This is a genomic window from Bacteroides cellulosilyticus DSM 14838, from assembly GCF_000158035.1.
Lineage (GTDB): Bacteria > Bacteroidota > Bacteroidia > Bacteroidales > Bacteroidaceae > Bacteroides > Bacteroides cellulosilyticus.
Map to the genome: position 1 here is coordinate 1,206,744 of NZ_EQ973490.1, position 10,988 is coordinate 1,217,731.

8 protein-coding genes are annotated in these 10,988 nt (G+C 40.3%); 7 read left to right on the forward strand and 1 reads right to left on the reverse strand.

The genetic code is table 11. The annotated features are described in order from the left end of the window. The first annotated feature begins 13 nt into the window (after positions 1-13). From BACCELL_RS09055 to BACCELL_RS09075, 5 genes are all read left to right on the forward strand, one after another. Positions 14-3,631 (forward strand): family 43 glycosylhydrolase, encoded by a 3,618-nt coding sequence (locus BACCELL_RS09055; protein WP_007211422.1) that lies wholly within the window; start codon positions 14-16, stop codon positions 3,629-3,631. A 333-nt stretch (positions 3,632-3,964) separates the two neighbouring features. Next, a complete protein-coding gene (locus BACCELL_RS09060; RefSeq protein ID WP_044153544.1) occupies positions 3,965-6,427 on the forward strand; it encodes a TlpA family protein disulfide reductase in 2,463 nt (820 codons plus the stop codon). Positions 6,428-6,515: 88 nt separating this feature from the next. Continuing rightward, positions 6,516-7,079 carry an RNA polymerase sigma factor gene (locus BACCELL_RS09065; RefSeq protein WP_007216492.1) on the forward strand — a complete coding sequence of 188 codons (564 nt, stop codon included), beginning with the start codon at positions 6,516-6,518 and terminating at the stop codon, positions 7,077-7,079. Then, the gene (locus tag BACCELL_RS09070; RefSeq protein ID WP_007211426.1) at positions 7,076-7,483 is read left to right on the forward strand and encodes a hypothetical protein; all 408 of its coding nucleotides are present in this window, start codon (positions 7,076-7,078) and stop codon (positions 7,481-7,483) included. The genes BACCELL_RS09065 and BACCELL_RS09070 overlap by 4 nt, the downstream gene beginning before the upstream one ends. 11 nt (positions 7,484-7,494) lie before the next feature. Continuing rightward, positions 7,495-8,577, forward strand: a complete 1,083-nt coding sequence (locus tag BACCELL_RS09075) for a hypothetical protein (RefSeq protein ID WP_007211427.1) — start codon at positions 7,495-7,497, stop codon at positions 8,575-8,577. 40 nt (positions 8,578-8,617) lie between these two features. Here the strand turns inward: BACCELL_RS09075 and BACCELL_RS09080 are convergent, their stop codons facing one another. Next, complete coding sequence (locus tag BACCELL_RS09080) at positions 8,618-8,998, reverse strand: MmcQ/YjbR family DNA-binding protein (RefSeq protein ID WP_007211428.1); 381 nt, start codon at positions 8,996-8,998, stop codon at positions 8,618-8,620. 372 nt (positions 8,999-9,370) lie between these two features. On the opposite strand from BACCELL_RS09080, the gene BACCELL_RS09085 reads away from it, so the two are divergent. Together BACCELL_RS09085 and BACCELL_RS09090 are read left to right on the forward strand one after the other, a co-directional pair. Next, the gene (locus tag BACCELL_RS09085) at positions 9,371-9,592 is read left to right on the forward strand and encodes a hypothetical protein (protein ID WP_007211429.1); all 222 of its coding nucleotides are present in this window, start codon (positions 9,371-9,373) and stop codon (positions 9,590-9,592) included. A gap of 433 nt (positions 9,593-10,025) precedes the next feature. Further along, positions 10,026-10,871: a DUF2059 domain-containing protein gene (locus BACCELL_RS09090; RefSeq protein WP_007211431.1), complete on the forward strand. Its 846-nt coding sequence runs from the start codon at positions 10,026-10,028 to the stop codon at positions 10,869-10,871. The last annotated feature ends 117 nt before the right edge of the window (positions 10,872-10,988 follow it).

A 10,988-nucleotide genomic window follows, 5' to 3' on the forward strand; every position in this document is an offset into this window, starting at 1 on the left:
AAATATATAGCTTATGAAAAACATTACAAACGTATTTTACGAATTTCTTATAGCTTTATGTTGTTTGATGTCTTCTTCTGCACTTTGGGCATGGGAAGATATGTCGATGCCTCGACTGCATGTTGAAGGCCGTTACCTGGTAGACCCGCATGGGAATAAAGTGAACCTGCATGGGTTTGCGCAGACCTATAGTCCGTGGTTCAATGAGATGGGGCAGAAGTGGGACAATTATGATGTGGAGAAATGCTTGAAATACAATCAAGGGTTGATTGATGACATTATGGCTGCCGGTTGGAAAATGAATTTTCTTCGATTACATATGGACCCGTATTGGTCAAATTCTCCGGGAATTCATGTAGAAGGAGAGAATGACATTTCAGCATTCGATTTCAATCGGTTTAAAAACTATCTTGATAGGGTATTTATTCCGATGGCGGAATATGCTGTCTCGAAAGGACTTTATGTAGTCATGCGTCCTCCCGGAGTATGTCCGGAAAAAATAGCTGTAGGAGATGAGTATAATCAGTATCTCATTAAAGTATGGACACACGTAGCCCAACATCCGAAATTGAAGAATCATCCCAACATTATGTTTGAACTGGCCAACGAACCGATTAATATACTTGGTCCCGATGGTACTTACGGAGCCGGTTCGCAGGGACACTTCGATAAACTGAAAGAGTATTTTCAGTCGGTGGTAGATGCGATGCGTGCACAAGGTTGCGGTAACATTCTTTGGATACCTGGTCTGGGTTATCAAGGGTTGTATAAAGGGTTTGCCGTCAATCCTATCGAAGGAGATAACATCGGTTATGCGGTACATCTCTATCCGGGTTGGATGGGAAGTGATGGAGAAAATGGGGATGGTGGTTCCAGTACGGGAGGCTATGAACCTTTCCAGAAGGGATGGGATGATTCCGTAGCTCCGGTAGCATCATTCGCGCCTATCATGATAACAGAAATGGATTGGGCACCGTCAAAATATAACGCTTCGTGGGGGAAGGCTCATACCGGTACATTCGGTGGTCCCGGTTTTGGAGCAAATATGAAACATATTGTAGATAATTCGGGTAATGTAAGCTGGCTTATTTTTACGGGTGCTGATTTGTTGGCAAAATTTAAGGATACTCCACCTGCTGAGGGAGAAGCGTACACCTTCCTGACCGATCCCGAAGCCTGTCCGTGGCCTACCTATCATTGGTATCAGGAGTATGCAAAGGAAAATTATCCACGTCCTGATTTTACTTATCAGTCACATAGTGATAATGGGGATGGCACATACACTAATCCTGTTATATTCGGTGACTTTCCTGATCCGGATGTAATCCGTGTGGGTGATGTCTATTATATGGTATCCACCACCATGTACATTTTCCCCGGAGCCACCATTCTGAAATCTTATGATTTGGTGAACTGGGAGTATTGCTGTAATCCGTTGGAGCGCATAGAGGCATCCGATGGTTATAATCTTGAAAATGGTCAGAACCGTTACAGCCGTGGCCAGTGGGCAACAGCTCTTCAATATCATAACGGCAAGTTCTATCTCCTGTTTACTACACTGGATGAAGGTGGATACCTATTGACCACTACCGACATTGAAGGTGAATGGGAAAAGAAGAAGCTAAATGATGGCTTTTATGATTGCGGATTGCTTTTTGATAATGATAAAATATACGTAGTTTACGGTATCAACCAGCTTCGTATAGCCGAATTAGATGAAGATTTCAATAAAATTCCCGGCAGTGATAAGGATGTGGTTAAATGGTCTTTCCGCGAAGGGCTTGAAGGGAGCCGTTTGTATAAGATAGGTGAGTATTATTACATTTACTCTACGTATGGAGGATGGCCTGCTTTTCAAACTGTTTTCCGCTCCAAGGATATCTATGGACCTTATGAGGAAAAGAAGCTGATAGACGATGACAACATTCATCAGGGAGCTTTGGTAGAAACGCAGACCGGAGAGTGGTGGACTATGCTTTTCTATGATAAAGGTGCTTATGGACGATTCCCTAACCTGCAACCCGTAAAATGGGTGGATGGCTGGCCTGAAATAGGTGAGAACGGAAAAGGAGTCACTACCTATCGTAAGCCCGATGTTGGCAGGGAATACCCCATAAAGTCATTGCCTACCAATGATAATTTCAGGCATTATAAATTAGGACTACAATGGGGATGGAATCATAATGCGGACAGATCAAAATGGTCGTTGACTGAACATGCCGGTTATTTGCGGTTGTATACGGCAAATGTTACCGACAGCCTGCATAAAGCCAAGAACACATTGACTCAGAGAATTCTGGGGTATCCTCAGGACTTGGAACATTCCTATGGCACGGTCAGGATGGAGATAGGCGAGATGCAGGAAGGCGATGTGGCAGGATTGGCAGTATTTCAGGACCCTTATGCGTTTATTGGCGTTAAAGTCATAGATGGGCAGAAGCGGTTGGTTTATACCACTGCCCCTGTAGTATCGTCAGCTGCAAAATCGGAGCAGATAGGAGAAGTGGTCACTGAACAGGTAATCTATTTGCGCGCTATTGCCAATTACAACACAAGTAGGGCAAGCTTCTATTACAGCCTGGACAACAAGACCTATACGAAATTTGGGGATGACCTGAACATGAAGTATGATCTGACGGTATTCACGGGCAATAAGTTCGCTATCTTTAATTATGCAACTGTCCAGACAGGTGGCTATGTGGATGTAGACTGGTTCTCTACCGAACCGGAGTTTGATGAAGCATTCTATTTTGACGACTCTTTTGAGGGGTATAGTGAAGAATCATTGACCTTAACCGAATTGACCATCAATGGAAAAGAAGAGCTCACTTTGCTTACCGGAAGTTCTTCTACAATTACAGTGAAAGGAATATATGCCGATGGCCATACGGAAGATATTACCATGGCGGCCGATTATGAAAATCAGAATCCGGATGTCATACGTGTAACTAACGGACGTATAATGGCTTTGCAAGATGGAGAGAGTGATATAATTATCAGTTATAAAGGCCCGTTGGGTGACCGTCAGTCTTTAAAGATTCACGTCACTTCTTCTACTTTTCCGCTAACTGCAGAACTGTTTAATCCCAATATTTGGGAGACTGGTTCTTTTGATGAGAATACACATACATTGGTGACCGGACAGTATGGTTTCGGTGGCTGGTGGTACGATAACGGTATTGATTTGTCGGAATATAAATACGTTGTGGCAAAAATAGGCAATGATAACTCAAACAACGGTGCTTCATTTCGTTTATTTGATGAGAATAGCTATTGGTCGGGAGCTGCTGAGTATGAAGTTAGGAACAGTAAGCAAGTGGTTGTTGATTTGAATAATATGTATAAGAGTAATTCTAAAGTGAAACTTGATCCGAGCCACATTTATGGTGTAGGTTTCTGGTCGTTCGGCGGCAGCCCTATTATTATCGATAAAGTCTATCTGACTAATTCCGATGATTACGAAGATCCTACGGGCATCGAGGATGTGACCGTGGATAAAGATCCTCTGGTAGATGTCTATACCATTACGGGAATCAAGCTTCGCACTCAGGTGCGCAGAAGTGAGGTGATCCGGGAACTACCTGCAGGAATTTATATTGTGGGAAGAGAGAAGGTTGCCATATTGAAGTAATAACGATGATAAAATCTGATTAGTTTACATAAGTGAACAACTAACTTTTTAGAAAACATATTTATAAGGATGATATAATCCAGCCTACAGGTATTTATAACCCTGTTTTGAAAGGGCTACACCTTTTTGTCCGGATGGCTACACCCTTTTACTCTCATGGCTACACCTTTTCATATAAAGGGTGTAGTCATTCCAAAAGGATACTTTACTCTTAAATATAAGTTATTGAAAAATATTTATTTAAAATAAAAAGTCTTTCCTTTTTATTGCTTATATTTGTCAGAGTGAGCAACCTTTAAATTTTAGTAGAAATTAATCATATACAACTATACCATGAGAAAACTTATTTTCCTTTTCCTGCTTTGCATCACTTGTATGCTTCAGGCACAAAATGTAATTGATAATCCTAAGTTTAAATTCCGTTCGGGCAGTATCTATAATATTACCCGCATTGAACGTACTCCGGATGCAACGAGGCTGCATATCCATGTTATTTTCCGTCCGCATTGGTGGGTGATGCTGGGTAAGAGTACTTATCTGGAGGATGCGGATACCGGTAAGAAATATTATCTTACAGGGAGCGAAGGTTTTGAACTGGAGAAAGAAGTATATACGCCGGATTCGGGAACTTTGGACTTTGTGCTTCTTTTTCCACCGCTTCCTGAAACAACAAAAGAGATTCATTTCCTTGATGACGATGAAGGTGATGAGTCGCATACATTCTATATATCTTTGGAGAAGAAAGATGCCAAAGCCTCACTTTTCGATAAAGTCTCCGGCAACTGGATGGGAATGGACGACTATTATGAATGGGCTTTTGGCATATACGATTCTCTTGCTGTCATGGACAATCGTTTCTATCAGTACGAAGCAATCCGTCAGAAAGGTAAAAGTATGCTGTTGACTTTGAAAGATGACCGGGGCGATAAAGTGGAGCTGGAACTTACCCCGCAAAAGAATGGTTTGTGCCGGATAAGGAAAGATAAAGAACCTGCCCGGCTTTATTCGCGGGATACGGGAAGCATGAAGGCGATGCAGGTTGAAGAGAATGAGAGTCCGGTATTCAGTCGGGATAGCGTTTGCCTGCAAGGATACATTGCCGGCTATGATCAGAAATTAGGCTTTACCAATGGTCTGATTTATGTTTCTAATGATTTGACAAGAGAAGATTATCCGATGGTGGTAACTCTGCAACCTAATGGAAGGTTTGAATGTAAGTTTGAGATCAACTATCCTATGGTAAGTTCGGTTGTGTTCAATAATGATTGGTTGCCCTTTTATATAGAGCCGGGACAAACTGTAACAATGTATGTAGACTGGGAAGCTGTAATGGCCCGTAGCCGTGCCCGTGATCATTATTATCCTCTTCATAATGTCCATTACATGGGATCTACCGCATATATAGGAAAGGCATTGAAATATGTAGATGATTTATTCGTATTTCGTTATGAAGATTTCTCGAAAATGCAGAAAGAACTGACCCCTGCACAATTTGTAGAGCGTTGCGAACCCATGTTTCATCGTTGGTCGGAGCAGGCCGATTCACTTGTTGCTGCCAATCGATATGTGGGAAGAGCGGCACGTTTGGTGAGAAATACGGCACGGATTTCTCAAGGTTATAAGATGTTCGACTTTGTTATGGACAGAAGTTATCTGGCGCGGGAGAATAAAGATAATGAGGTGCTGAAGGTTAAGGAAGATTCGGCTTATTATAACTTCTTACGACAGATGCCTCTTAATGACAGCATTATCGTAGCGGATAAGAATTTTAGTAGTTTTATCAATCGCCTTGAATATATGGATTTTGCAAGGGCTGTGGGTGATACGACGACTGTTGAAATGGGAAAGATTGCCTATAAATATCCTGAAAAATCTGTCCTTACTTATTTGAAGAAGAATGGTGTAGTATTGACTCCTGAGCAGGAAAAAATGAGAAAAGATAGTGAAGACAGAGCTGGTAAGACTGTGACAAGAGAGATAAGCGAACTCATTGCGGAGACGAAGATATGGGAAGAACTTAGCGAAAAATATAAGGATTTATTCGAAGCTTATCGAAAGGAAAACGAGGTAAAGAATGATGTTTCTGTATCTATTGATGAAAATCAGAAAGCAGAAGATGAAAAAATAATGAGAATAAATCAATTCTTTGAAAATCAAAGAGAGAAATCGGGACGATTGGATACCATAGTCGGATATGTCCCGTTGGTTTCGCAGATCATTGCTTTGCGAAGTCTTCCTTTTGATTTAAAACAATTGGATAGAGAAGGTGCCCGTAGTCTGTTGGATAAAGAAAAGCAGCTAATCAATCATCCGTTCATGCTTGCTGAGGCGGAGCGTTTGTATGCCCAAGCTTTCCCGCTACAAAATGATAGCACGTATGCTTTGCCTGAAGGGCCTGCTACTGAAATCTTACGTAATATCATTAAAGCCCATGCAGGTAAAGCTTTGTTTATCGATTTCTGGGCAACGTTTTGTGGTCCCTGTCGTAGTGGCATTGAACACACTGCCGGTTTACGCCAACAGTATAAAGATCACCCGGATTTTCAGTTCATATATATCACCAGTGATCGTGAAAGTCCCGAAAAGACTTATAATGAATATGTAGAAAAGAATCTGAAGGGTGAGGCTTGCTATCGTATTCCTCAGGCAGATTACAACTATCTCCGCCAATTATTCCACTTCAACGGTATTCCTCATTATGAGTGGATAGAAAAAGATGGTACTGTATTGCGAAACTCTCCGGGAACTTATAACCTGGAGAAATATTTGAAGAAGCGTTTCGGGAATAAAGATTGATATTTTCCATTATTAAGTATTATTTTAGCTCTTGTTTATTGACCGGAAGTTTTTTCTTACGTATCATATAATAAACGAAGATATTATTATGATGGACCAGAAAAAAATACAAGAGCTTATAAGTAGGAGCCAGCAGGAGGATGCAGTAGCATTCTCTCTGCTGGTTTCTACGTTTCAGCCACTTGTATTCCGGCTTGCTTTCCGATTGCTGTGCGACGAGGATGAAGCTAAAGATATGGTACAGGAAACCTTTGTAAAGGTGTGGCTGGCGCTGGGTAAATATAATGGTGAGTGCCGCTTCTCTACCTGGCTTTATAAAATCACTTGTAATACCTGTTATGACCGTCTGCGCTCCCTGCACCATTCACCACTCGATAATGAAGCAGATTATTCCGTTTCCGCGAATATCTCGTCAGATGATAATGTAGAATTGGCAGTGGTGAACAAGCAACTGCGTGAACTAATCCTGAGATATACCGATGAGCTGTCTCCCCGGCAAAGGTTGATTTTTACATTACGGGATATTGAGGAACTGGATGTGCCGGAGGTGCAAATTATCACCGGACTTTCTGCCGGAATCATTAAAACCACCCTTTATCTGGCCCGGAAGAATATACGAAACAAAATGAATCAAATAGATGCTGGCTTATGAAACAAGATGATAAACTTTACAATGAATGGCTTGATGAGGTGAGAAATGTACAGCCTATATTGAGCAATCCGGATGAACTGACTACCGCCATTTTGCAGCAAGTGAGCAGGATCGTTCCCCAAAAGAAGAAAAGGAAAAGCCTGCTGATTGGCAGTTGGGTATCCGGGATAGCCGCAGGACTTTTGTTGTGCTTGTTGGTGAGTGAGACTCTTCTTAGTCCGGTTCCCGATGGTGTCAGAGTAGAAGAGGAATATCGTTTCCAGGAAAACAGTGCTTATTCCCTACCGGAAGGCTGGGAGAGGATGAGGCTTTCTGAAAAGAGCGATTACCTGTCCGGACAGTACGTGCAGTATAAGAAACTCAGGCAAAAGAGAGTAATGGAACTTACAAAGAAAACTTATTAAATTATATCATTATGAGAACGTATAAATGGATGGCAGCCATTGTTTTGCTGCTCGGTATGACTTCTTGCGGTACCTATTACCGAATGGTTTCTCAGGTAAATAGTGATGGTAGCATGCACAGAGAGGTATATGCTTATGGCGACTCTGCTTTCCTTGCAGGAGACAGGAATCATAATCCGTTTTTATTCCGAATAGATTCGGGATGGGAAGTGAGTAATCTGGACTCTGTTGTTAAATTCAACTGCTGGGGAGATGAAGACAAACTGAATGTGAAAGTTTGCCGGACTTATCCAACGGTAGGTTCCGATAGCTTCAGTACTTTGGATGGAAAGGAATACAGTCTTCCTCTGGTAGTTCCGGTCGAAAAACTCCGGAAAAGCTTCCGCTGGTTCTATACATATTATCAGTATACGGCTACCTACGGTGAATTACCCGATAAAGGTCCGGTACCTCTCGAAAATTATATGAATAAAGAAGAGCAGCGGATATGGTTTCGGGGAGATCAAGAGGCTTTGATCGGATTAAATGGTATTGAACAGAATAATAGGTTGGATGACATTGAAGCCAAATTCTGGAAATGGTATAACCGTAGTCAGTATGAACTGAGTTGTGAAGTAATTCTTCATTTCATTACGATAAAAGGAGATACGGGCTTTGTACATCAGTTGGCAGATCTGAAGGAACCGGTTTATGGGAAGTACTTTTCCGGAAAAGATACCGGTGATGACGGATCGCCCGAAGAGGTATGCAATTATCTGGATGAATTGAGTCAAACGAAATATTTCTCAAGTTTATATGCGGACAATAAAAAGCCAATGGATGATCTGTTTGAGGAAAAAGGGCGGATTGCAGAATTGTTTGGTTATGCTGTGCAGTTTGAGTTATCCATGCCGGGTAGAGTGGTTTCTACCAATGCAGCCATGCAAAAAGATGAGTCACTCATTTGGAAAGTAGATGCTTTTCGTCTTTTGGACAGTGATTATATGCTTGTTGCCGAATCCCGTGTAGTTAATTATTGGGCTTTTGGCATTACATTATTACTGATATTGCTTATTGGTGGATACTGTTGGAGACTATATAGAAAGCTTTCATAACTCTGTAGAATTCATATATATCATATTAATGCCGGGAATGCTACTCACCACTTGATAGTAGCATCTCCCGTTCTTTCTTTGTCAGGCTTTTGACAACAATGTCATAAGACTTGCTTACGAGTTCTTTAATTTTCTCGTCAGGTACATCCTGATTAAAGTAAACACTGATCCAGTATTTTTTATTCATGTGCCATCCGGGCTTTATTCCTATATACGTGGTTTGTAATTCTCCTGATTCTTCCGGATTGCATTTGATACAGCAAAAGTCAAAGACTTCGATATTTACAAAGCAGAACCATTTATCCACTACATAAAAACATAAAACATCACGACTGTATTTATCAGAAACATTTAGAAACGGCATTTTCTCACGAACACCTTTTAATGACAGGCAATATTCTCTAAATTCTTCAATATTCATTTTGATAGATTTTGAAACAGTATGCGAAGGCAAATATAGCACTTTTAGGGTAAATTCTGATTAAATACCTAATATATCTGATGTGTGAATATTTTATCTTTTCTGTTGCAGAACACAATCATGAGAGCCTCCTGAAGAAGGCATGTTTATTGAGTGATGATAACGACGACGTTTGGAATCGTAAGCCTTTTATTCTATAGCGTAGGGCGATGCCCTATGCTATAAAATGAGAGCCTTTCAGGTTATATGTGAAACTTAAATAAGAAATAGAGGAGATCTTTGCATTATTTTTTCAAAAAAACTTCTGATCCTTTTTATGATATTAGGCAACAGAATACTTAGGAACAATGAGCAGAATAGCTAGAAGGTAGTATGAAAACTACACTTTGCTTTATTGTTTTTGTTCTTTTGCCTGTAGCAAAACTTCGTCCTACAGTTGCGGGCTCTACGTTTGCCAATTGTGGGCTGTTCATCCCGCAATTGCGGGCTACACAGCCCACAACTGAAAAACAAGATTTTGCTTATAGCATAATGACATTATTTTTAATACTTTATAGTAAAAAGGAAGTAGCATATCAAGTTTCTCCTCTGTAATTCAGCTTTCTATGATGATGGGATTATGTAGTTTAATTCTTTAATTTCTAACGAAGTGATCTCTTTTAACTCTTTCGATGAATAATTCAGGCTAAAAAGGAGGTATATGTATGAATTTTGGTAAAGTTTGTATTGTACGTATTAAGATTTTGAAAACTAGTGTATTACAAACTTAAAAAACATCTTTTTTATCTGTTTTTGGGTGTAGGATGGAACTTTTCTACACTTTCCTACACCACTTCCTACACCACTTCCTACACCACTTCCTACACCGCCTATCTGTTTGATAATCAAATGAAAATGATAGTTGGTGTAGGATGTAGGAAAGATTGATGTAAACTCGACAGTATGTGATTTCCGCTTTTAATTAGTTTTTCTCATATAAAAACACTATCTATGCAATAAATATAATGAACTATTTAAAAATGATATCATGGGAAACAAAACTATTTTTAGAGTAGTGATGTGTATAATCATATTGTCGACTTTCATTCTGCCGGTTTCTGCGCAGCAGCCTGATAAGACGAATGAGTACGAAGTATCTTTGAAAAAGTTGATGGAAGTTACCGGCGCGTCGGCTTCTATTGATGAGGTTCTATCGTATACTCTGTCTGTGGCAAAGATGAATGTGTCTGAATTTGAATCTCCTTTGGGCGAGCGGTATAAAGAGTCGGCAATGGGGATTATGCGCGAAGCCATGCCGCTGTTGGTTAATAGGCTACAGATGGATATGGGAAAGGAATTGCATCCGGAAATTGGCAGGAGTACGGAGGTAGTGGATCAAACAAGAAATCGGGATCAGGAAATATATGATGCAGCCTATGCGCTTCCTAAAGATAGCATTGAGGTTGCTGACAGACCCTATAACAGAGCAACAGGAACAAAACCTTTATTATATTCCATTGAAAGAAGAGCAAAAGACACGAAAGTAACGTTTCTTCAACCTATTTACTTTGATTGGCAATGGTTGTATTACAGTCCCGGTTTTGTGATAATAGACAGAAAAACGGGTGATGAATACCATGTGAGAGGATATGACGGAGGAGCTCCCCAAGATCGATTATTGACTGTGGAAGGTTTTAACTCCAAATATATCTATGTCAGTCTGCTTTTCCCTAAACTGAAAAAGAGTGTAGAGGTAATTGATATTCTTGAGTTGCCGCATGAAAAAGACAAATTGCCTTCCAATGATGATGGAATTGCAAAGTCATACTATGATGTAAAGGTAAAAGATTATCTTTCCTTCTCCAATAAGAGAGGCAAGAAGATATATTATTAAAAGCTATAAATAGGAGGAAGGAGTCTGAGATATATCTAATTTTAAAAATCATATATTTAATTTTGAAAGTCTGTGGGCAGGTTAAGCTCTACATTTGTATCCTATAGGATAATTTCA

What these genes read in the sequence shown, in the direction of transcription:
- BACCELL_RS09080 (WP_007211428.1), bottom strand. Translation starts at nt 8,998, where the DNA reads ATGAATATTGAAGAATTTAGAGAATATTGCCTGTCATTAAAAGGTGTT.
- BACCELL_RS09065 (WP_007216492.1), top strand. Translation starts at nt 6,516, where the DNA reads ATGATGGACCAGAAAAAAATACAAGAGCTTATAAGTAGGAGCCAGCAG.
- BACCELL_RS09090 (WP_007211431.1), top strand. Translation starts at nt 10,026, where the DNA reads ATGGGAAACAAAACTATTTTTAGAGTAGTGATGTGTATAATCATATTG.
- BACCELL_RS09060 (WP_044153544.1), top strand. Translation starts at nt 3,965, where the DNA reads ATGAGAAAACTTATTTTCCTTTTCCTGCTTTGCATCACTTGTATGCTT.
- BACCELL_RS09070 (WP_007211426.1), top strand. Translation starts at nt 7,076, where the DNA reads ATGAAACAAGATGATAAACTTTACAATGAATGGCTTGATGAGGTGAGA.
- BACCELL_RS09075 (WP_007211427.1), top strand. Translation starts at nt 7,495, where the DNA reads ATGAGAACGTATAAATGGATGGCAGCCATTGTTTTGCTGCTCGGTATG.
- BACCELL_RS09085 (WP_007211429.1), top strand. Translation starts at nt 9,371, where the DNA reads ATGAAAACTACACTTTGCTTTATTGTTTTTGTTCTTTTGCCTGTAGCA.
- BACCELL_RS09055 (WP_007211422.1), top strand. Translation starts at nt 14, where the DNA reads ATGAAAAACATTACAAACGTATTTTACGAATTTCTTATAGCTTTATGT.